The organism is Pseudomonas sp. QS1027, assembly GCF_002814235.1.
Lineage (GTDB): Bacteria > Pseudomonadota > Gammaproteobacteria > Pseudomonadales > Pseudomonadaceae > Aquipseudomonas.
Genome location: NZ_PHSU01000002.1, coordinates 1 through 20145, shown reverse-complemented (window position 1 = coordinate 20145; position 20145 = coordinate 1). Strand labels below are relative to the sequence as shown.

The 20145-nt window shown below is 57.8% G+C and carries 18 protein-coding genes, 1 tRNA gene and 1 pseudogene; 8 read left to right on the top strand and 12 right to left on the bottom strand.

Annotation, left to right across the window (positions count from 1 at the left end):
* Positions 1 to 75 precede the first annotated feature (75 nt).
* Together CWE01_RS00270 and CWE01_RS00265 are read right to left on the bottom strand one after the other, a co-directional pair.
* Complete coding sequence (locus CWE01_RS00270; protein WP_100938519.1) at positions 76 to 537, bottom strand: Lrp/AsnC family transcriptional regulator; 462 nt, start codon at positions 535 to 537, stop codon at positions 76 to 78.
* A 39-nt stretch (positions 538 to 576) separates the two neighbouring features.
* Positions 577 to 1728, bottom strand: coding sequence for a Fic family protein (locus tag CWE01_RS00265; RefSeq protein ID WP_100938518.1), 1152 nt, complete (start codon positions 1726 to 1728; stop codon positions 577 to 579).
* Positions 1729 to 1977: 249 nt separating this feature from the next.
* Between CWE01_RS00265 and CWE01_RS33235 the strand changes: the two genes are divergently transcribed.
* The 4 genes from CWE01_RS33235 to CWE01_RS00250 all read left to right on the top strand — a co-directional run bounded on the left by CWE01_RS33235 (position 1978) and on the right by CWE01_RS00250 (position 3589).
* Positions 1978 to 2154, top strand: coding sequence for a hypothetical protein (locus CWE01_RS33235; RefSeq protein WP_157815171.1), 177 nt, complete (start codon positions 1978 to 1980; stop codon positions 2152 to 2154).
* 355 nt (positions 2155 to 2509) lie between these two features.
* Positions 2510 to 2953 (top strand): hypothetical protein, encoded by a 444-nt coding sequence (locus tag CWE01_RS00260; RefSeq protein ID WP_256579293.1) that lies wholly within the window; start codon positions 2510 to 2512, stop codon positions 2951 to 2953.
* Between the two features lie 119 nt (positions 2954 to 3072).
* Complete coding sequence (locus CWE01_RS00255; protein ID WP_100938517.1) at positions 3073 to 3312, top strand: type II toxin-antitoxin system RelB/DinJ family antitoxin; 240 nt, start codon at positions 3073 to 3075, stop codon at positions 3310 to 3312.
* Complete coding sequence (locus CWE01_RS00250; RefSeq protein WP_100938516.1) at positions 3302 to 3589, top strand: type II toxin-antitoxin system RelE/ParE family toxin; 288 nt, start codon at positions 3302 to 3304, stop codon at positions 3587 to 3589. Before CWE01_RS00255 ends, CWE01_RS00250 begins: the two co-directional genes overlap by 11 nt.
* 74 nt (positions 3590 to 3663) lie before the next feature.
* Here the strand turns inward: CWE01_RS00250 and CWE01_RS34100 are convergent, their stop codons facing one another.
* The 4 genes from CWE01_RS34100 to CWE01_RS00235 all read right to left on the bottom strand — a co-directional run bounded on the left by CWE01_RS34100 (position 3664) and on the right by CWE01_RS00235 (position 7061).
* Positions 3664 to 4365, bottom strand: a complete 702-nt coding sequence (locus tag CWE01_RS34100; protein WP_371917126.1) for a methyl-accepting chemotaxis protein — start codon at positions 4363 to 4365, stop codon at positions 3664 to 3666.
* 47 nt (positions 4366 to 4412) lie between these two features.
* Entirely contained in the window at positions 4413 to 4700 is a 288-nt protein-coding gene (locus CWE01_RS34095) for a HAMP domain-containing protein (protein WP_371917125.1), read from the bottom strand.
* A gap of 233 nt (positions 4701 to 4933) precedes the next feature.
* A complete protein-coding gene (locus CWE01_RS00240; protein ID WP_100938515.1) occupies positions 4934 to 5782 on the bottom strand; it encodes a DUF4435 domain-containing protein in 849 nt (282 codons plus the stop codon).
* Positions 5775 to 7061 carry an AAA family ATPase gene (locus CWE01_RS00235; protein ID WP_100938514.1) on the bottom strand — a complete coding sequence of 429 codons (1287 nt, stop codon included), beginning with the start codon at positions 7059 to 7061 and terminating at the stop codon, positions 5775 to 5777. The genes CWE01_RS00240 and CWE01_RS00235 overlap by 8 nt, the downstream gene beginning before the upstream one ends.
* A gap of 213 nt (positions 7062 to 7274) precedes the next feature.
* Between CWE01_RS00235 and CWE01_RS00230 the strand changes: the two are divergent.
* A pseudogene (locus CWE01_RS00230) lies at positions 7275 to 8494 on the top strand (IS3 family transposase).
* Positions 8495 to 8961: 467 nt separating this feature from the next.
* On the opposite strand, the gene CWE01_RS00225 reads toward CWE01_RS00230, so the two are convergent.
* The 5 genes from CWE01_RS00225 to rpsU all read right to left on the bottom strand — a co-directional run bounded on the left by CWE01_RS00225 (position 8962) and on the right by rpsU (position 17254).
* A tRNA-Ile gene (locus CWE01_RS00225) sits at positions 8962 to 9038 on the bottom strand.
* Between the two features lie 15 nt (positions 9039 to 9053).
* Positions 9054 to 12794, bottom strand: coding sequence for an EAL domain-containing protein (locus tag CWE01_RS00220; RefSeq protein WP_100938513.1), 3741 nt, complete (start codon positions 12792 to 12794; stop codon positions 9054 to 9056).
* A gap of 120 nt (positions 12795 to 12914) precedes the next feature.
* Positions 12915 to 14765: an RNA polymerase sigma factor RpoD gene (gene rpoD, locus CWE01_RS00215; protein WP_100938512.1), complete on the bottom strand. Its 1851-nt coding sequence runs from the start codon at positions 14763 to 14765 to the stop codon at positions 12915 to 12917.
* 67 nt (positions 14766 to 14832) lie between these two features.
* Positions 14833 to 16797, bottom strand: coding sequence for a DNA primase (dnaG, locus tag CWE01_RS00210; protein ID WP_100938511.1), 1965 nt, complete (start codon positions 16795 to 16797; stop codon positions 14833 to 14835).
* A 241-nt stretch (positions 16798 to 17038) separates the two neighbouring features.
* The gene (gene rpsU / locus CWE01_RS00205; protein WP_002551877.1) at positions 17039 to 17254 is read right to left on the bottom strand and encodes a 30S ribosomal protein S21; all 216 of its coding nucleotides are present in this window, start codon (positions 17252 to 17254) and stop codon (positions 17039 to 17041) included.
* 198 nt (positions 17255 to 17452) lie between these two features.
* Here rpsU and tsaD point away from each other — a divergent pair, with 198 nt between their 5' ends.
* The gene (gene tsaD / locus CWE01_RS00200; RefSeq protein ID WP_100938510.1) at positions 17453 to 18478 is read left to right on the top strand and encodes a tRNA (adenosine(37)-N6)-threonylcarbamoyltransferase complex transferase subunit TsaD; all 1026 of its coding nucleotides are present in this window, start codon (positions 17453 to 17455) and stop codon (positions 18476 to 18478) included.
* 46 nt (positions 18479 to 18524) lie between these two features.
* Here the strand turns inward: tsaD and plsY are convergent, their stop codons facing one another.
* On the bottom strand, positions 18525 to 19094 hold the full coding sequence (gene plsY, locus CWE01_RS00195; protein ID WP_100938509.1) for a glycerol-3-phosphate 1-O-acyltransferase PlsY: 570 nt from the start codon (positions 19092 to 19094) through the stop codon (positions 18525 to 18527).
* 74 nt (positions 19095 to 19168) lie between these two features.
* On the opposite strand from plsY, the gene folB reads away from it, so the two are divergent.
* Complete coding sequence (gene folB / locus CWE01_RS00190) at positions 19169 to 19522, top strand: dihydroneopterin aldolase (protein ID WP_100938508.1); 354 nt, start codon at positions 19169 to 19171, stop codon at positions 19520 to 19522.
* The gene (gene folK / locus CWE01_RS00185; RefSeq protein WP_100938507.1) at positions 19513 to 20031 is read left to right on the top strand and encodes a 2-amino-4-hydroxy-6-hydroxymethyldihydropteridine diphosphokinase; all 519 of its coding nucleotides are present in this window, start codon (positions 19513 to 19515) and stop codon (positions 20029 to 20031) included. The genes folB and folK overlap by 10 nt, the downstream gene beginning before the upstream one ends.
* Positions 20032 to 20145 lie beyond the last annotated feature (114 nt).

The window sequence follows — 20145 nt, the reverse complement described above, 5'->3', positions numbered from 1 at the left end:
CTAAAAGCTCCGCGGGCAATCGAGCGTCGACCGGCCGCTCCTACAGGTACGCGTCCAGCCAGCAAACTTGCGGGGTTAAACCGGCTGCCCCCGATCCACCTTGCTACTGAGAATGATCGAGGTAGTGGTTTTCTCCACCCCTTCAACGCTGCCGATCTGGTCGAGCAACTGGTCCAGTTGTTCCGGTGAATCGCTGCGCAGCCAGGCCACATAGTCAAACTCGCCGCTTACAGCGCAGAGCTGCTGGATCTGCGCCATGGCACTGAGGCGCCGCACCACATCCTTGCCCGAACGCGGTTGGACCGTGATCCCGACATAGGCCTGCAAACCGCCATCGACCACCCGCTGACCCAGTCGCACGCCATAACCGGTAATGACCTTGGCTTTTTCCAGACGTGCCAGCCGCGAAGTGACCGTGGTGCGCGCGATCCCCAACTGCCGCGCCAGCATCGCCACGCTTTCACGGGCATTGATCTGCAGGGCGGAAATCAACTGACGGTCGATTTCATCGAGCGCGGGAGGGCGGGTGTCGGACAAGGTCGGGCTCCGGTGGCGGGTGTTGAGAGTGGTGCCATGTTACAGGCTTGAAGGATCCGCCGGCCTTAGGCCGGGAATCTGATAGCGGGTACTGCGTCCGCCTCCGGGAAGGCGATAGAGGCAGCCTTTTTTCAGGAGATCCGCCAGATGGCGGGTCGCGGTCGCCTTACTGACTTTGGTGACTGCCTGGTATTGCGCAGCATTGATACCATCCTCGAAACCTCCCTCACTGCCATCGAGCAGCCTGTTGATAACTTTGAGTTGTTCCGGCGAGAGTTGAAGATGGCGGTGCTGCTGCCAATACCGTGCCTTGACCAGCACCCGGTCGATATTGGCCTGAGCCTGTTCCAGGCTGCGCAAAAGGGTTTTCAGGAACCATTGCAGCCAGGGGGTGATATCCAGCGAGTCTTTCTGGCAGGACTCGAGTATTTCGTAATAGCCCTTCCGGTCTTCGAGAATGCTCGCGGACATCGCATAGAACCGAATCGCCTGTTGTTCGCCCTGGGCCAGTGCCAGATCAGTGAGGGTACGGGTCAGGCGACCATTGCCATCATCGAATGGATGCAAGGTCACGAACCAGAAATGCGCGACTCCGGCACGCAATAGTGGGTCGAGTGCCGTATCTGCCTGACTGGCGTTGAACCAGTGGATAAATGCCGCCAGTTCTTCGTCGAGCCTGGCTTGCGGTGGTGCCTCGAAATGCACGACAGGTCGATCCAGACGTCCGGAGACCACCTGCATCGGCTCGTTACCGCGCAGCATGCCGATACGGATTTTCGGTGCCAGAGGGCTTTCGTCGGGCTGGAAAAGCAGTGTTTGCCAATACAGTAGGCGCTCAAGGCTCAACGGCGATTGGTGGTGTTGCGTTGCGTCCAACAGCAGTTCCGCCAGGCCCTCGCTACGTGGGCTGGCGGATTGGTCGGCGCTCAGCCCCAGGCGTCTTGCCAGTGAGGACCTGACAGAGCCGACATTCAACGGCTCTCCTTCGATGGCCGATGATGTGATGATGTTTTGCAGCAAGGCATCCAGTTCGTTCTGCGCGATGCTGTCCTCGCCGATGGCTGCGGCCATGCCGAGCAAGCGTCCCTGGGCGTGTCCGCATTCCAGCAGCAGCGGCGTCAGGGCCTTTTCCTGCCAGGTGAAATGAGGCCAGTCGGGCTGTTGCCAGATCCAGTGAGGCAGATCGTTCATAGAGGACTCCGCATGAGCGTGAGCTGAATAAAAGGCTTATTCGGCTCATTTTGTGAGCCGATTGTGCGATTTATTCGGCTCATCGTCTAGCTGGACCTCTGGCATACCCTGCGTCGAAAGCAGCGGGGCGGGGACGTCAAGATAGGGATTTACTCTGGTCTTATTGTTTCTCATTGTTTGCTTCTATTGTCGTTGCTCTTAAAGCATGGAAAATTTCCCTGGATACCTTGAGAAAAGAGGGTGATGACAATGACTAAAAAATTCGCCGATTTGGTGGCACGGCGCTCGCCTGAATCACGCGGGCGCGTCTATGCCATATATCAACAATTACGGGCTGAAACGCCCCTGCATGAGCTTAGCCAGGAGCACCCCCTAAATCAGGATGCCTTGGCCAAGACGTTGCACATCCTGTCGAAAAAGGAGTGACCTGGAAGAGTCGCCATCAGCAGGTGATTTCAGCATCGGGTGTGTACTCCTTGAGATGCATACATTTGCACACGCTTTTCAAGTTGCACCAGCCAAGTACGACAACTACCTTTTGACTGTCGCTGCAAAATCAGCGATCGGGCTGGACACCCGTGGCTTTCAAACGTAGTCGCACAATTCCGCGCTTGCGGTATTCTTGTGTTCGCTTTATGGCGGACTGTGCGCGGGACATCCTTGAGGGGTGTGCCGGGTCCTACGTTACCCGGTTGTCCACCTGCGTACAGTTCGTCACCTTTTCGCTGGACACGAAAATGTACGAACTCCTTGAGGTATTTCTTACGTAGGAGTTTTACCTGTGACCAAGAAAATCACTCCCGACCCACCTCCCGTTTCCAAAGACTTCAAGTCAGATGAGGGTAGTGCTCTCGTTCGTGGCGTTGTTGATGGCGCCAACGGCTCTGTAAAGTCGATCCGGTCTGATACGGCCCGCTTGCTTGGTACTCTCTCTTTAACCGTATCCAAAACCATCAACCACTCTGATCCTCTCAAACCCTCGATTTTTGCCATCCAACCAGGCGTCAATGCTCAGGACGCGTTGATCTACGTGTCGAAATTGCTTGAAGCCGCCGAACTGAATGGTGATGAAATCAGCTTGCACACGAATCCGGTGGAGCGATCTCTGTTCTGGGGCATGCTTCACTCGGTAGAAATGGCACGGGCTGTCGTGGATGCCCTGCTTGAGGGATCGTCTTCAGCTCATCGCGCATCACTCGCATTAGACAACCAACCATTTGATTGACGTGGCGCATGCTGCGTTGGGTTTCTGATCAGCAGGGTAAACGGACATATTACGGGCTTGTAAAAAAGGCCTTTTTGCCTCACTGTAATGACCAATGTCATTACAGTGAGGTGCATCCCATGGCATCCATTAACGTCCGCATTGACGACGACCTCAAAGCACGGGCTTACCATGAGCTGGAAAAACTGGGTGTCACGCCTTCCGAGCTGATGCGCCAAGCCTTGCAGTACGTGGCGGAGCGCGGCCAGCTACCGTTTAAGCCGATTCTGATGACTGAGGACGATGAAGCCTTGCTCGCCACGGTGCGCGAGCGATTGGCCGCTCCCCAGCGAGTGAAGGTTTCACTGGATGACCTATAGCCTTGAGTTCGATGCACGAGCGTTAAAAGAGTGGCACAAACTGGGGGATACCGTGCGCCAGCAACTCAAGAAGAAGCTGGCTACGATCCTGCTCAATCCGCGCATTGAAGCCAATCGCCTGCATGCTTTGCCCGACTGCTACAAGATCAAGCTGCGTAGCAGCGGCTATCGGCTAGTTTACCAAGTGCTCGACCAAGAGATCATGGTGTTTGTGGTGGCCGTCGATAAGCGCGAGCGCGAGCAAGTTTATCGCAAGGCAGCTGAGCGGCTGAGCTAGCGAGTACGTCACGTATGTAAGTGGGAGCCCGCCGAGTGGCGAGCTGTGGTTACGAGAGCTTGGTTCACGCGTTCTCAAGTGCGGAATTGGCTGACCATTTCCTGCAACTCGTGGCCCACCCTGGTCAGTTCGACACTGGAGGCAGCCGTCTCCTCGCTGGCGGCGGTTTGCTCGGAGATGTCGCGCGCGTTGAGCAAGCTACGATGGATCTCCTCGGCCACGGCACTCTGCTCCTCGGCGGAGGCGGAAATCTGCTGGTTCATCGATTGGATTGTCGGCACCGTGCGGGTGATGCTTTCCAGTGATGTCACGGCGTGACGGGTCAATTCGACGCTGTTATCCGTTAGAACACGACTGCTTTCCATGACCGCCGAGACTTTCTGGGTACCGCTCTGCAGGCCGGCGATCAGCCCTTCGATTTCTTCGGTGGATTTTTGAGTGCGCTGGGCCAGGCTTCGGACTTCGTCGGCCACTACCGCGAAACCGCGTCCGGCTTCACCGGCTCGCGCGGCTTCAATGGCCGCATTGAGTGCCAGCAGGTTGGTTTGTTTAGCCACGGCTTTGATCACGTCGAGCACGCCGCTGATTTTTTTGCTTTCCAGCTCCAGAAGGTTCATCGCTTCGGTGGAGTTGCCGACTTCGATGGCCAGTAATTCGATTTGATCGATAGCTTCACCGACCACTTTTCCACCGGCGCGCGCTTCTGTATCCGCGGCTGCGGCGGCGTTTGAAGCTTCTTCGGTATTGCGTGCCACTTCTTGTACGGTGGCGGCCATTTCGTTCATGGCGGTCGCGACTTAATCCGTCTCGACTCTTTGGCTGTTCACATTCGCGCTGGTCTGCTCGGTAACAGCGGACAACTCTTCCGCCGCGCTGGCAATCTGGGTGACGCCCAGGCTGATGCCTTCCGCAGGCTCATCGTCATGTACTGCATGCTGCGCTGCAATTGGCTCAACTCGTCACGTCGCTCGGTCTTGATGTCGTGGCTGAGATCCCCGCCAGCGATACGCTTCGCGGCTTTCAGGGTTTCCAGCAGCGGATGGACTATCTGGTCGGTGATAAGCCAGGCTGCGAGGATGCCCAAGGCTAATGCCAGCAGTGTGCTGATCATCAGCAATTGGCGGGCACTTTCTGCCTCGCTATCCCACGTCTTGCTCTGGTTGTCTATGAGCTTCTGGCTAGGGTAGCTTTAATCGAGGTAGCTGGAAAATACGCAAGGCGAACATTTCTCAATCGACATTGGGGTAACCATCCGTAAACCGTCAGCAGGTGACGGTCGCTTTTTCTAGGATTAGAAGTAATGTTTTTTTTGAGAGGTTAAAATAGTTATCCAATTCAACGGTATTAGCGACTTGGTGTTAGAGATGCTATCGCATTTTGCACCTGCCCCCGGTAATGTAAGGCGTGTTCGTTTTCCATTTTTAGAAAAATTCCTAGGTACTGAATGGCGCCTACATATATTGACTCGTAGCTCACTTCTCCCTTTCGGGATGATTTGACGTGGCCATCAATATATTTATACACCGCGCTTAGAAGGAAATGGCCTCTTAGATGGAATTCGATCGGTATTCCGTGCTCCGCTAAATGAGTGTCCACTATATTTAGCAGGTCGGGTTTGAAGTGTGTGGCGATTTTCGACTGATGGGCATTTATTCGAGCTGTGCAAGGTAAGCAAGATTTCTCACTTTGCATGAGTCGAGTGCAATTATCGAATAGAACTGCTACGCCCTTCTTTGATATATAATTGGCTATGTCGTGACGAATTAGGTCAGACAAGCTTGCGGAAATTTTATCAATCCACGAATCTACCTTGCTAGTGTCGGGCTCATCACTGCGGCAGGCCATGCCGGTTAATTCTGCAATGGCACTCCTAGTTAAAAGTGTATTTTCAATTGAATAGCCATATGTGTAAAGGATTCTAGGATGGTTTTTAGAGTTTTTGCTTAGTCTGATAAAGTCAGAGTCTCTAGCGGCCAAAAAATTCACTGGCTCTGAGAAAATCATGTCTATTTTTTCGTCTATCTGATCGGCTCCGCCTACGGGTATTATTTGAACTTTTATATCCGTGAGCTCTTTGAATATTTTATTCCAGAATGGTACGTCATCGTCTCCTTCAACATAGAGGATAGATTTGGCGCGATAAAATCGAGCTAGCACATTATATGCAGCAGGGGAATAATCCAGCTTAGGCATAGAGAATTTCCTCCATGTCCATGATGCATTCGGGGAATGCGGCGGCAATTTCAGGCGAATGAGTAGCCACAATCACTTGTGCATTCGGGTTGAGCCGTTTTATTGCAGGCAAAATTTTACGCTGCCATTCAATATGCAAAGACAGCTCTGGCTCATCCGCGAGAAAAACATAGGGTTTTTTCCGCTGCAACAGTGCCTCGATGAATAAAATGAGCAGCTGTTTTTCCCCGGATGATAAACGCGATACTGCAATCGTATTTAATCCATGCTGTACAACTAACTTACCGGAATCGAAGCTGAATTTTTTATTGGTGATAAACTCGGATAGCATTTCAGTGAAAACGTTAATCTGACTGAATACGGTTTTTATCTTTTCCTCTGCGTCCAAGGACATATCAAAAACTTTGTGTGCTCGACGGTTTGCCTCGAGGGGGGTAAAATCAAGTTTTTTAGCAGCAGCTTTCTTGTCTTCTGACGTATCTTCTACTTGAAGGTACTCTTTTATGTTCTTGACGCTGGCGTCAACAGCATTGATATGCTCTTGAATTCTCTTGGTTGCGATGCTGCCTGCTACACCTAGTTGACGGTAAGCTGAGGTAAGGTTCTGTTTCTCTTGTTCCGCATTGAAGTCAACTGCGTAGCCTACTTGGTTTGGCTCGGTTGCAGGCTGGTAAAGCAAAGACATTAAAACTTCTTTCTGGAGGGATATAGATATCTCTCGTGCCTGCATGGACAGTTCTAATTGGTATTTTGTGAGTTCCTGCATTAGCTCGTCTAGTCGAGCGTCCACAGGTCCTTGTCGCCTTGAGGGTGCGCGCTCAGGTACGTCATTTTCTAAGTTGCGGAACCTATAAACAGAGAGCGCTGCAAGAGATACAAGGCTGGAAAGTTCAGCCCTTATTTTTCCAATTTCATCCTGGCTTATACGACGCCGGGAGTAGGCCATGCCTCGACTTTCGTCTGTAGGCGGAAGTAAGGAAAAGTTGAAGGATTTACGTGCTATCTGATATGTGATCGCGGGAAATGGGAAGCCGGATTTTTTTACGACTTTAATTGTCCTAGTGCTTTTTCCGAAGGCTAATGTTACTGTAATTTGTTCGAATTCGTTTTCGTAAAGCCCAATTGGATCTGCTGAAAGCGCTGCGTTAAGAATATTCATAAACGTGGTCTTGCCAGTCCCGTTCATGCCGATAATTATGTTAACGCTCTCGAGGAATGAACAGTCGGCTTTGTACTCTTGCCAAAAGCCATCAATAACCACTTTAGTTATTTTATACATTGGCTCTCCATGTCTCTTGATAATATTTCTGGCTTGAAAAAATATGGCATCGAGTATAACCAGCTTAAAGTTAGCTGGCAAATTGCCATTTTCACCCTGGTCGACTGGAGGATTGGTCGGTTGGTGTCAGGTGATCTGATCGCTGAACGAGCCCCATGAAAGACAGGACACCGTTCCCCCCTTAAGATAAGGGATAGGCAAACGGGTATGTTTATGACTAACAGCAACGATAAGGGTGGCGAGCTGCTCGGCCAGGAACGCCGACGCCGCTGGAGTACCGACCAGAAGCTGGCCATGGTTCGCGAGAGCCTTGAGCCTGGGTAAAGCGTGTCCGTGGTTGCCCGGCGCAACGGCATCAACGCCAACCAGCTGTTCCTGTGGCGCAAGCTGTACCAGGACGGAAGCCTGTCGGCGGTTAGTGCTGGCGAGGCCGTGGTGCCGGCGTCTGAGCTGAGTGATGCACTCAAACAGATCCGCGAATTGCAACGGATGTTGGGCAAGAAGACGATGGAAGCGGAAGTCCTCAAAGAGGCCGTGGAGATCGCCCGGTCGCGAAAATGGATTGCGCACTCACCCTTGTTGCCGGGGGACGACCAGTGAAACTGGTCAGCGAATGTCTCGGTGTGTCGCGCTCGCAATTAACGGTTCGAAGCAAGCAATCGATATCGCCCGTCGCACGGCGACGCCGGCTCGTGAACGATACGGAATTGGTCGCCGAGATTAAGCAACACGTCAGCGAACTGCCCAGCTATGGCTACCGTCGCGTCTGGGGCTTGTTACGCCGCGAGCGTGAAACCCAGTCGTTGCCACCGATCAACGTGAAACGGGTTTATCGTGTCATGCGTGATCACGACCTGCTGTTGGCGCGGCGTATTAAACAGCCTGGCGTACCGCGCCGGCATGAAGGCCGTATTGCCGTGAAAACCAGTGATACACGCTGGTGTTCGGACGGCTTTGAGTTCCGTTGCGACGATGGTGCAAAACTGAGCGTGACCTTTGCCCTGGACTGTTGTGATCGAGAGGCTATCGGCTGGGTTGCGAGCCCGACCGGCTACAGCGGCGATGACATCCGAGACTTGATGTTGGAAAGCGTGGAGAAGCGTTTTGGCGACCAACTGCCGAACACGCCCGTGCAGTGGCTGAGCGATAACGGCTCGGCCTATATCGCCGAGCAGACCCGCCTGTTTGCCCGCCAGATCGGCTTGCAGCCGGTGACCACACCGGTACGCAGTCCGCAAAGCAACGGTATGGCGGAGAGTTTTGTGAAGACGATCAAGCGAGATTACGTGACGCACATGCCCAAGCCAGATCGAGAAACAGCACTGCGCAATCTGACGATTGCCTTCGAGCATTACAACGAGCAGCATCCGCACAGCGCGCTGAAATATAGGTCGCCGAGAGAATTTAGGCGCTTGGCAGCGGCATCAATTTAACGGGGAATTGGTGTCCGGTCTGGTAGGGGCAAGTCCAATCGCACTCCCCTTCTCAAGCATCGAGGAGGCAATAGTTATAGGATGTCCCGTCTCAACGTAGCACGTAGCGTAAGGGCGACAAGCAGCTGCGCGTGCTCGAACGCTTTGTAGGAAGAGTGGGGAGGTGAGAAGGGGGCAGCATGGCAAGCCAGGCTGAGACTCTGGTTTAAAACGTCGAGTCCTACGGGCTCGTACTAGGGACTGAGCGACTACGAGTCGCTGCACTAGCCGTCAGAGCTAAGGGCGGTCGTCGCGTCACGAGCGGCGGCATCAGTTGATGCCTGATCCTAGAATGGGCTCCAGGAAGCGATATCTCTTACTGTCATCAAATCTGTCGGGATGCGCCTCTAAAACGATAACAGTCTTGGTCTTCACTGTGGCGAACCACCCAGAAACGCAAAAGCCGCGCACTGCGCGGCTTTCAAAGGTGGTGGGCCCACACGGACTTGAACCGTGGACCAAAGGATTATGAGTCCTCTGCTCTAACCAACTGAGCTATAGGCCCTCAGTAGGCCGCGAATTATAGCGATGGTTTCTCGCGGGGGCTATCCGAAAACTCCGAAAGCCTCATATGAAGGAAGGTCGCGGCGAATTCTTCGGCCTGTAGCGGCAGGCTGACGATGTAACCCTGGATCTGTTCGCACCCTTCGACGGCCAGGAAATCCTGCTGTGCCTGGTTCTCCACACCCTCGGCAATCACCGTGAACTGCATGCTGCGGCCCAAGGCGATGATGGCGCGCACAATAGCGGCATCATGGGGATCGTCCGGTAAACCACGTACAAACGACTGGTCAATTTTCAACACATCCAGCGGCAGGCGCTTGAGGTAGCTCAGTGACGAATAGCCGGTGCCGAAGTCATCAATGGCCAATTGCACCCCCAGGTGCTTGAGTTGATGCAGGACCTCCAGGGCCTCCTCGGCCTGGCTCATGATGAAGTTTTCGGTGATCTCCAACTGCAGGCAGCCGGGCTCAAGCCGGTAATCCCTGAGCAACTGTTCGATCCGTGCCAGCAGGTTCGGCTGGCGCAACTGCGCGCCGGCGAGGTTGACCGAGAGCGGGCCGAAGTCGCCATGGGTCCTGTTCCAGCGATGCATCTGCCGGCAGGCGCGCTCCAGCACCCAGTCGCCAATCTGCAGGATCATGCCGTTCTCTTCGGCCAACGGAATGAAATGCTCCGGCGGCACCTCGCCCAGGGTCGGGTGCTGCCAGCGAATCAAGGCCTCGGCCCCCACCAGTTGACCTCCGTGGAGACTGATCTTGGGTTGGTAGAGCAGGTGCAGTTCCTGGCGCTCGATGGCCCGGCGCAGTTCGTGCTCCAGGGCCACGCGTTCGCTGGCCTGGGCGGTGAGGTCGCGGGTATAGCTTTCGACCCGGTTGCGGCCCTTGGCCTTGGAACGGTACATCGCCGCGTCGGCGTTCTTGACCAGGGTGGCGACGTCGTTGCCGTCCTTGGGGTAGAGACTGGTGCCGATGCTGGCACTGATAAAGAACTCGTGCTCACCCGCCTGGAACGGTGCGCCGAAGCAACCCAGCAGCTTGTTGGCCAGGTGCGTGGCGTCGCTGGCCTGCTGCAGGCCCGGGAGCAGGATGATGAACTCGTCGCCGCCCAATCTGGCCACGGTGTCGATGTCGCGCAGCTGCTCCTTGAGCCTGGCGGCAATGCCCTTGAGCAACAGGTCGCCCACCGGATGGCCGAGACTGTCGTTGATGTGTTTGAAACGGTCGAGGTCGAGAAACAGCACGGCGCCCTGCCCACCGTTTTCGGCCTGGTTGTTCAGGGCGGCCTGCAGGCGGTTTTCGAACAGGGTGCGATTGGGCAGGCCGGTCAACGGGTCGTGGTGGGCCTGGTAGTCCAGGCGCGCCTGGGCGTGCTTGAGGCTGGAGATGTCGGCGAACACGGCAACGAAGTGGGTGATGATGTTTTCGCGGTTGCGCACGGCACTGATGGTCAGCCAACTGGGATAGAGCTCGCCGTTCTTGCGCCGGTTGCAGATCTCGCCTTGCCAATGACCTTCGGCGGTCAGTTGATGCCACATGGCCGCGTAGAAGGCACTGTCATGCTGGCCGGAGGCGAGCAGGCGCGGGGTGTGGCCCAGGGCCTCGGTTTCGCTGTAGCCGGTGATTTCGCTGAAGGCCCGATTGACCGCGCTGATGTGTTGCTGGATATCGGTGATCAGTACGCCCTCGGCGGTGCTTTCGAAGACGGTGGCGGCCTGTTGCAGCTTTTCCTGCATGACATGGCGTTCGGTGATGTCCCGGGCGATGGTCAGCATGCAGTCCTCGCCACCGATCGGCAACGGCCGGCTGGAGACTTCGCACAAGCGGATCTGCCCATCGTTGCGGCGGATATGACAGCTGAAATCGCGGACGAAACCATCGCGCCGCATCATTTCGAGCATGTGCTTGCGTTCGTTCAGGTTGACCCAGATGCCCAGTTCCAGGGTCGAGCGATCCAGTGAGGTGGCACTGTTGTAGCCGGTGAGGTGGCTGAAGCCTTCGTTGACCTCCATCAGCAGGCCGTCGCTTTGCCGGCTCAGCAGCAAGCCGTCGGGGGAGGCGTGGAAGGCCTTGGCGAACTTTTCTTCGGACGTCTGCAGTTGTTGTTGGGTCTGCTTGAGCTGGCTGATGTCCCTGACGACCACCACCAGGGCTGGCGTGGTGTCGAGTTCGAAGGGTTCGGCGGAGATCAGTCCGGTGAACATTTGGCCATTGCTGCGCCTGAAAGGCATCTCCAGGTTACGGATACTGCCGCCTCTTAACCGCTCCAGCAGTCCCGAGCCGACGCCGTCGATGCCCCAGATGTGGAGATCGGTGGCGGTATGCCCGATCGCGTCCCTGGCTTTCAGGCCGATCTGTTCCTCGAAGGCGGTGTTGACTTCCAGCAGGTAGCCGTCGGACAGGCGAGCGATGACCAGGATGTCCGGGCATTGCTGGAAGACCGAGGCGAATTTCTGTTCCGACAGGCGCAACGCTTCTTCGGTGCGCTTGGTTTCGCTGATGTCGATCATCAAGCCGCGGATGATCGGCTCACTGTCGTGTTCGATCAGGCTGACCAGGTCGCGGACCCAGAGCGTGCGACCATCGGCGCTGATCACCCGATAGTCGAGCGTGTGGTCGCGACCTTCGGTGATCTCCTTGTCGCAGAAGGCCTGGGCACGGGTCAGGTCGGCAGGGTGGGTGATGCTGCGCCAGAAGCCGGGGATCAGCCAATGGGCCAGCGGATAACCGAGCAAGGCTTCGGCGTGGGGCGAGACATAGGTGTAGGTAAAATCCATGCGCGCTTCCCAGGCGATGGCCGACAGGCTCTCCACCAGACCGCGGTAATGGTATTCGCTGCTGCGCAGTTCCTGCTCGAGGGCCACGCGTTGGGATATTTCCGAACTCAGGCGGCGGTTGATGCGAATGACCACGGCCAGTATGGCGATCAGCAGCAGGACGCAAGGCAGGCCGTAGAGCAGCAGGTCGGCCCAGATGGAGCGACTGACCAGGACGTCGCCTACCCAGCGATTCTGGATCGTCTCTTTCTCGGTGACGGTCATCTCGGCCATGACCTTGTCGATAATGCCCACGAGGATTTTCTGCTCCCGGGGCACGGCCATCGCCAGTTGGTAGCGATAGGGTGTTTCGCCGCTGACGTAGAGTCCCTGGAGCTTGAGCTGGTTCAGGCTCCAGACACTGGAAGCGAGATCGCCGACGACGGCATCGACCTCGTCGGTGGCCAGGGCCTGCAGGGCCGAGCTGACGCTGGGCATGGGCACGAGGTTGAGGTCCGGGTGATGGCTGCGCAACAGCTCGTGGGGGGCGTAGTTCTCCACCACGGCGATTTTCAGGCCATAGAGTTCTTTCAGGTTGTGGGGGTTGGCGCCACCTTCACGGGCCAGGATGACAATCGGAAAATCCAGGTAGGGGCGGGTGAAGGACAGATAGGCTTGCCGTTCCGGGGTCGACATGATGCCGGGCAGCAGGTCGATCTGGCCGGCTTTCGCCTGTTGTAGCACTTCGGTCCAGCTCACCGGCTCGATGGGGTTGAGCGTGATGTCCAGGCGGTCTTCGATCAGGTTGACGTAATCGGTCGTCAGTCCCTGGTAAGCACCATTTTCGCCCCTGAACTCGAAAGGCGGCCACGAGGCATCCACGCCCAGACGCAGTTGCGGGTGGGCTTTCAGCCAGTCACGTTCATCATCGGTAAGATTCAACGCACCAGCCGTAGCGGTCCAGGTAAGCAGCGAAAACAGAAGCAGGGCCGACAGTCTGGGCATAACGGTCTCGTTATGGCTCGGAGGAATGATTCGAGTGTAGACGGGCAGCGCGCGGACGGCGGACATCAGGGGAGGGAATGTGCAGAAAGCAAAACCCCCGGCTAGCCGGGGGTTTTGATGTTACTCGTCGAGGAAGGAGCGCAAATGCTCGCTTCGCGTCGGGTGGCGCAACTTGCGCAACGCCTTGGCTTCGATCTGGCGAATCCGTTCACGGGTAACGTCGAACTGCTTACCGACTTCCTCAAGGGTGTGGTCGGTATTCATGTCGATGCCGAAACGCATGCGCAGAACCTTGGCTTCACGGGCAGTGAGGCCGGAGAGTACTTCGCGTGTCGCTTCTTTAAGGCTCTCAACGGTAGCAACATCGATTGGCGACTGCATGGTCGAGTCTTCGATGAAGTCACCCAGGTGGGAGTCTTCGTCATCACCGATCGGGGTTTCCATGGAGATCGGCTCTTTAGCGATCTTCAATACCTTGCGGATCTTGTCCTCAGGCATTTCCATGCGTTCGCCCAGCTCTTCCGGGGTCGGTTCGCGACCCATTTCCTGCAACATCTGCCGGGAAATACGGTTGAGCTTGTTGATCGTCTCGATCATGTGCACCGGAATACGGATGGTGCGGGCCTGGTCGGCGATCGAGCGAGTGATCGCCTGACGGATCCACCAGGTGGCATAAGTCGAGAATTTGTAGCCGCGACGGTATTCGAACTTGTCCACGGCCTTCATCAGGCCGATGTTGCCTTCCTGGATCAGGTCGAGGAACTGCAAACCGCGGTTGGTGTACTTCTTGGCGATGGAGATCACCAGACGCAAGTTCGCTTCAACCATCTCTTTCTTCGCGCGGCGGGCCTTGGCCTCACCGATCGACATGCGACGGTTGATGTCCTTGATCTCGGCGATGGTCAGGCCGGTTTCGGTCTCGAGCGCGGTCAGCTTCTGCTGGCAACGAACGATATCGGCCTGTACGCGACCAATGGCTTCAGCGTATTTGCTTTTGCCTTTGGCCAGTGCATCGGTCCAGCTTTCGTCAACTTCGTTGCCGGGGAACTGGCGCAGGAAGTCGGCACGCGGCATGCGGGCATCACGCACGCACAGCTGCATGATGGCGCGTTCCTGCTGACGCAGGCGATCCAGGGCACCACGAACACGCTCGACCAGGCCTTCGAATTGCTTCGGTACCAGTTTGATCGGCATGAACAGCTCGGCCAGCGCCAACAGTTCGGCAATTGCCGCCTTGTTGTTGCGACCGTGCTTTTTCAGGGCCTTGCGGGTGATCTCCATCTGGTCGGCCACGGCGCCGAAGCGCTGTGCGGCAATGACCGGGTCCGGACCGCTTTCGGCTTCTTCTTCGTCGTCGGTGCTGGCTTCGGCTTCTTCGTCGTCCGTGTCGTCGTCGGCTTTCACGGCCTTGGCGTCGACAGGCGGCGGTACTTCGGCGGCCGGCGGCGCAATGCCGTCGTCCGGGTCGATGTAGCCGCTCAGGACGTCGGACAGCCGACCGCCTTCGCTGGTAACACGATCGTATTCGCTGAGGATGTGATCAACCGTGCCGGGGAAGTGCGCAATTGCGCCCATCACTTCACGGATGCCTTCCTCGATACGTTTGGCGATTTCGATTTCGCCTTCACGTGTGAGCAGCTCTACCGTACCCATTTCGCGCATGTACATGCGCACCGGGTCAGTAGTGCGACCGATGTCGGTTTCCACGGCCGCCAACGCAGCCGCTGCTTCTTCGGCAGCGGCTTCGTCGGTATCGGCTTCGGCCAACAAAAGGGCATCCGCATCCGGAGCACTCTCGAATACGTTGATCCCCATGTCGTTGATCATGCGGATGATGTCTTCCACCTGTTCCGGATCTGAAATATCCTCCGGCAGGTGGTCGTTGACCTCGGCGTAAGTCAGGTAACCCTGCTCACGACCACGGCTGATCAACTCTTTGAGGCGAGACTGCTGTTGCGCTTTTCCGGACATAACACCCTATCCACTGAAGGTCTTGGCGGGCAAAAAACAAGCCGAGGATTATACCCGAGCTATGACCTCACGCGCCAGTTGAGGTCGGGTTTGATGCAGGAAGATTGCGTTTTAGCAGCTCAAGCAGCTGAATTTTGTCTTCAGCGCTCAAATCGCCTTGTCGCGACTTCCTGATGAGTTGTTCCAGCTTTCGCTCGGTTTGACGGGCCGATAAGCTGGTTATGGTGTCGAAAAACTGTTGTTCAAGGTTCTCTCCTTCAATCAGCCACTCCTTTTCCGCCAGACGGGTGAGTAATCGACCCTGGTCGGTGCCGTGCCAGCGCGAAATCAGTTGAAATGAGCTTAGCCCAGGATTCTTTTGCACGGCTTCGAGCAAGGCCACGAGCAGCTGTGCATGGGTGTTTTCTTCGTCCGCGAGGTGACCGGCGGTCTCGACCTTGCCGGCCAGTTGCGGGTGATGGACCAGGGTGCGCAGGGCGGTGAGCGTCGGCGGCTCGACGGCGGCCGGGATGCGCGGGCCGCGAGGCTCGTCGCGGTCGCCGCCGCGCTTGCCGTTCTTGTCCCAGGGCTTCTTGTCCCACTTCTTGCCGCCCGCACCAGGCTTTTTCGGCGTCCACTCCTGCTGGGGCGCGTAGGCCTCCTGCTGGGGGGCATGATAGTCCGAATAGTCGGGCATCGCGTCATAGTCGATGCCGGGGTCGTAGGCCGGTGGCGCTTCGCTCGGTGCACTGTGCACCAGTTGGCTGACGGTTTCGTGGGTCAGGCCGGTGATCTGGGTGAGGCGCTGGCGCATCAGGGTGCGCAGGTTGGCGCCTGGCACTTTGTCGATCAACGGTGCGGCGAGGGTGGCCATGTGCGCCTTGCCCTCCAGCGAGCGCGGGTCGGCCTCCTCGGTCAGTTGCTGGAAGAAGTAATCCGCCAGGGGCTGCGCGTGCTGGTTGATCCGGGCGCGGAAGGCGTCGGTACCTTCGGCGCGAATCAGGGTGTCCGGGTCTTCGCCTTCGGGCAGGAACAGGAAGCGCGCGCGGCGGCCGTCCTGCAGGCTGCTCAGGGTCGCTTCCAGTGCGCGCCAGGCGGCGTTGCGGCCGGCCTGGTCGCCGTCGAAGCAGAACAATACGTTGGGTACCACGCGGAACAGGCGCTTGAGGTGTTCTTCGCTGGTGGCGGTGCCCAGGGTCGCGACGGCGTTGCGCAGGCCTTGCTGGGCCAGGGCGATGACGTCCATGTAGCCTTCGACGACGATGATTTCCTCGAGGTTGCGGTTGTTCTTGCGCGCCTCGAACAGGCCGTAGAGTTCCTGGCCCTTGTGAAACACCGGGGTTTCCGGGGAGTTCAGGTATTTCGGCTTGTCGTCGCCCAGCACCCGGCCGCCGAAGGCGATGATCCGGCCGCGGCTGTCGCGGATGGGAAACATCACGCGGTCGCGGAAACGGTCATAGCGCTTGCCGGTTTCGGCGTTCTCGATCAGCAGGCCGGCATCGATCATGGCTTTCTGCTGCAGGGTGTCGCTGGACAGGTGCTTGAACAGGTTGTCCCAGCCCGGCGGGGCAAAGCCCAGGCCGAAATCCCGGGCGATCTCACCGGTCAGGCCGCGGCCCTTGAGGTAATCCACTGCCGCCTTGCGCGCCGGATGGCTTTTCAGGGCCTGGCGATAGAAGTCGGCGGCCGCGGTCAGGAGTGGGTAGAGCGGCGAATCGGTCGGCTGGCGCGGTTTGCGCGCGTGTCCGCTTTCCTCGCGGGGTACTTCCATGCCGGCGGCTTTGGCCAGGTCCTCGATTGCCTGGGGGAAATCCAGGTTGTCGTGGTCCATGAGGAAGCCGAGGGCGTTGCCGCCAGCGCCGCAGCCAAAGCAGTAGTAGAACTGCTTGTCCGGGCTGACGCTGAAGGACGGTGTCTTTTCCTTGTGGAACGGGCAGCAGGCGGTGTAGTTCTTGCCAGCCTTTTTCAGTTGCACACGCGAACTCACCACGTCGACGATGTCGGTGCGGTTGAGAAGGTCGTCAATAAAGCTTTGGGGAATTAGCCCGGCCATGGCGTTCTCATCATCGCAGAGTGCTCGATAGCTGGAACGGAAAGGGTGTGCTCGTCGGTAGCCTTGGAAGGCTCGTCAGAAAGACGCGCACCGCTGGCAAGTGCCAGGTCTGACGGGGTCAAGCAGGTTCGTCTGGGTCGCATCGGCGGCTTCGACGGTGAAGCATCAAGCGATATCCGCAAATGCCATTAGCCCGGCTGAGGGCCGGGCTTGGCAGAAGCTTGCAACGAACGTCTGTGTATTAGTACAGACGAACGGCGCGGCGCTGTTCGCGCTGAACTTTCTTGGCGTGACGTTTGACAGCAGCTGCTGCCTTGCGCTTACGCTCCGAAGTCGGCTTCTCGTAAAATTCGCGGCTACGAACTTCAGCCAGAACACCGGCTTTTTCGCAGGAGCGCTTGAAACGACGCAGAGCTACGTCGAAGGGTTCGTTCTCTTTAACTTTGACGGCTGGCATCCAGAGCTACCTTCATTCATTACCGGGGTCGACGTCCTCAGGCAAAAGCGCACTGGAGATCGTCGGTTTTTAAGGGTTGCGGATGTTAACCCCTCATGACGCGGAATGCAAAGCCTCTGATCGAAAACCGCTGGTAGGGGCCTGGAGTGACGACTATTATGCGCGCCTTCGAATCTAGCCTCTACAAGGCGCAAACCCATGCTAGTACTGGGATTAGAAACCTCCTGCGACGAAACCGGCGTCGCGCTGTACGACAGTGAACGCGGGCTTCTCGCCGATGCGTTGTTCAGTCAGATCGACCTGCATCGTGCCTATGGTGGCGTGGTGCCGGAGCTGGCCTCCCGCGATCACGTCAAGCGCATGCTGCCGTTGATCCGCCAGGTCCTGGCCGAGGCCGACTGTGGGCCGACCGAGATCGACGCGATTGCCTACACGGCCGGCCCGGGGCTGGTCGGGGCCTTGCTGGTCGGGGCTTCGTGTGCCCAGGCCCTGGCCTTTGCCTGGAATATACCGGCGCTTGGCGTGCATCACATGGAAGGCCATTTACTGGCGCCGATGCTGGAAGAGCGACCACCGGAGTTTCCGTTCGTCGCTTTGTTGGTCTCCGGCGGGCACACGCAGCTGGTTCGGGTCGATGGCATCGGCCAATACGCGTTGCTGGGGGAAAGTCTGGATGACGCGGCCGGCGAAGCTTTCGACAAGACCGCGAAGATGATGGGGCTCAATTATCCGGGCGGTCCGGAAATCGCCCGGCTGGCCGAGCAGGGTGTGGCGGGGCGCTTCGCCTTCCCGCGGCCGATGTGCGATCGCCCGGGGCTGGATTTCAGTTTCAGTGGTTTGAAAACCTTCGCCCTGAATACCTGGCAGCAGTGCGCGAGCACTGGAGACGACGGCGAGCAAACCCGTTGCGACATCTCTCTGGCCTTCCAGCAGGCGGTGGTGGAGACTTTGACCATCAAGTGCAAGCGTGCGTTGAAGCAGGCGGGTATGAAGCGTCTGGTGATCGCCGGGGGGGTCAGTGCCAACAAGGCCCTGCGTGTTTCCCTGGAAAAGATGCTCGGTGAGATGAAGGGCGACGTGTTCTATGCCCGTCCCGAGTTCTGCACCGATAATGGCGCGATGATTGCGTTTGCCGGGTGCCAGCGCTTGCAGGCCGGACAGAAGGAAAGCCTGGCGATCAGCGTACAGGCACGCTGGCCGATGGAGCAGTTGTCGGCGATTTGAGCGGGATCGGTGCAAGGTGGCGCGTGAGTCACCTTCACGATCAGGATCAGAAATGTCGTTCGCGCCCTGCGAAAAGGTCGCGTAGATTGCCGCGATGGCGCCAGACGATCAGCCCGGTCACCACGCTCATCGGCAGCAATGCGGCCGGTTCCTGCCAGGCCAGCAGCGGCAGGGTCAGTGGCGTGGCGATCAGGGCGGCCAGCGAGCTGGTGCGGGTGAGGTAGAAGGTCAGCAGCCAGGTCAGCAGGGCCAGCAGGGCAGCGGGGGGATACAGCCCCAGCAGCATGCCGGCGGCCGTGGCGACGCCTTTGCCGCCGCGAAAGCGGAAGTACAACGGAAACAGGTGGCCGAGGACGGCGCAGAGCCCGACCCAGGCTTGCTGTTGGAGCGAAAGCCCGGCGTAGCCGGCGATCAGCACCGGCAGCAGGCCTTTGCAGAGGTCGCCGAGCAAGGTCAGGATGGCCAGCTTCTTGCCGGCCAGGCGCAGCATGTTGGTCGCGCCGGCATTGCCTGAGCCACTCATTCGCGGATCGGGATTTCCCGTGAGGCGGCTGAGCAAAATGGCGAAGGACAGAGAGCCGAGCAGGTAGGCGAGGATCGCCAGTAACCAAAACATGCTAACTATTCCGGGCGGGGACGCCCTGATTCTAACGGCGCATTGCGCCCTTGTCGTGCTGCGGAGAGAAGTGCTTGGACAGAGTGTTTATCGAGGGCCTGGAAGTCGACACCGTGATCGGTGCCTATGACTGGGAGCGCGGCATCCGTCAGTGCCTGCGCCTTGATCTCAGTTTTGCCTGGGACAACCGCCCGGCGGCGGCCGGCGACGATCTGAGCCTGGCCCTCGATTATGCGAGCGTTTCTGCACGCATCCAGCTGTTTGCCGAGCAGTCGCAGTTCCAACTGGTGGAGACTTTCGCCGAGCGTCTGGCCCAGGTGCTGATGAGCGAGTTCCAGATTCCCTGGTTGCACCTCAAGCTGACCAAACCGGGGGCCGTTGCGGCGGCCAGGGGCGTGGGCGTGGAGATCGAGCGCGGATGTCGCTAACTCAGGTTTATCTCGGGCTCGGCAGTAATATCGAGCGCGAAACCCACTTGTGTGCCGGATTGGATGCGCTGGCCGCGTTCCTGGTGGATATCCGCTGTTCGGCGGTGTTCGAAAGCCAGCCGGTGGGGATCAAGAGTGGGCCGTTCTTCAACCTGGTGGTGTCGGCGTTTACCGACCTGCCGTTGCAGGAGCTGGATCGGCGCTTGAAGTTCATCGAGGCTGACAATGGCCGCTATGCGCCGGACCGCAAGGGGCTGCCGCTGGACATCGATGTGCTGTTGTATGGTGAGCTGGTCGGGAATTTCGACGGGCTGATCCTGCCTCGGGCGGAAATTCTCAAGAATGCCTTTGTGTTGTGGCCGTTGGCGCTGATCGCGCCGGACCGTTTGCATCCCGAGGCGGGGAAGTCTTTCGCGACGTTGTGGGAAGAAGCGCGGATTGACCAGGTGCTGGCCCCCGTGGCGTTTGAGTGGCGAGGCGCACAGTTGACGCCTCCGGATCTGTTGTAGAGTCTCGTGCCTCGCAACCACGGCCAACGTGGTCATTGTAGGAGCCGGCTGGCTGGCGATGGCGGCCGATCAGGCGATGCAAGGCTCACTGGCCTCATCGCCAGCAAGCCGGCT

Coding starts and splice junctions, on each gene's coding strand:
- CWE01_RS00250 (WP_100938516.1), top strand. CDS start 3,302: ATGACCTATAGCCTTGAGTTCGATGCACGAGCGTTAAAAGAGTGGCAC.
- CWE01_RS33235 (WP_157815171.1), top strand. CDS start 1,978: ATGACTAAAAAATTCGCCGATTTGGTGGCACGGCGCTCGCCTGAATCA.
- CWE01_RS00240 (WP_100938515.1), bottom strand. CDS start 5,782: ATGCCTAAGCTGGATTATTCCCCTGCTGCATATAATGTGCTAGCTCGA.
- CWE01_RS00255 (WP_100938517.1), top strand. CDS start 3,073: ATGGCATCCATTAACGTCCGCATTGACGACGACCTCAAAGCACGGGCT.
- CWE01_RS00220 (WP_100938513.1), bottom strand. CDS start 12,794: ATGCCCAGACTGTCGGCCCTGCTTCTGTTTTCGCTGCTTACCTGGACC.
- tsaD (WP_100938510.1), top strand. CDS start 17,453: ATGCTAGTACTGGGATTAGAAACCTCCTGCGACGAAACCGGCGTCGCG.
- CWE01_RS00265 (WP_100938518.1), bottom strand. CDS start 1,728: ATGAACGATCTGCCTCACTGGATCTGGCAACAGCCCGACTGGCCTCAT.
- CWE01_RS00235 (WP_100938514.1), bottom strand. CDS start 7,061: ATGTATAAAATAACTAAAGTGGTTATTGATGGCTTTTGGCAAGAGTAC.
- plsY (WP_100938509.1), bottom strand. CDS start 19,094: ATGTTTTGGTTACTGGCGATCCTCGCCTACCTGCTCGGCTCTCTGTCC.
- CWE01_RS34095 (WP_371917125.1), bottom strand. CDS start 4,700: ATGATCAGCACACTGCTGGCATTAGCCTTGGGCATCCTCGCAGCCTGG.
- folK (WP_100938507.1), top strand. CDS start 19,513: ATGTCGCTAACTCAGGTTTATCTCGGGCTCGGCAGTAATATCGAGCGC.
- rpsU (WP_002551877.1), bottom strand. CDS start 17,254: ATGCCAGCCGTCAAAGTTAAAGAGAACGAACCCTTCGACGTAGCTCTG.
- dnaG (WP_100938511.1), bottom strand. CDS start 16,797: ATGGCCGGGCTAATTCCCCAAAGCTTTATTGACGACCTTCTCAACCGC.
- CWE01_RS34100 (WP_371917126.1), bottom strand. CDS start 4,365: ATGGCCGCCACCGTACAAGAAGTGGCACGCAATACCGAAGAAGCTTCA.
- rpoD (WP_100938512.1), bottom strand. CDS start 14,765: ATGTCCGGAAAAGCGCAACAGCAGTCTCGCCTCAAAGAGTTGATCAGC.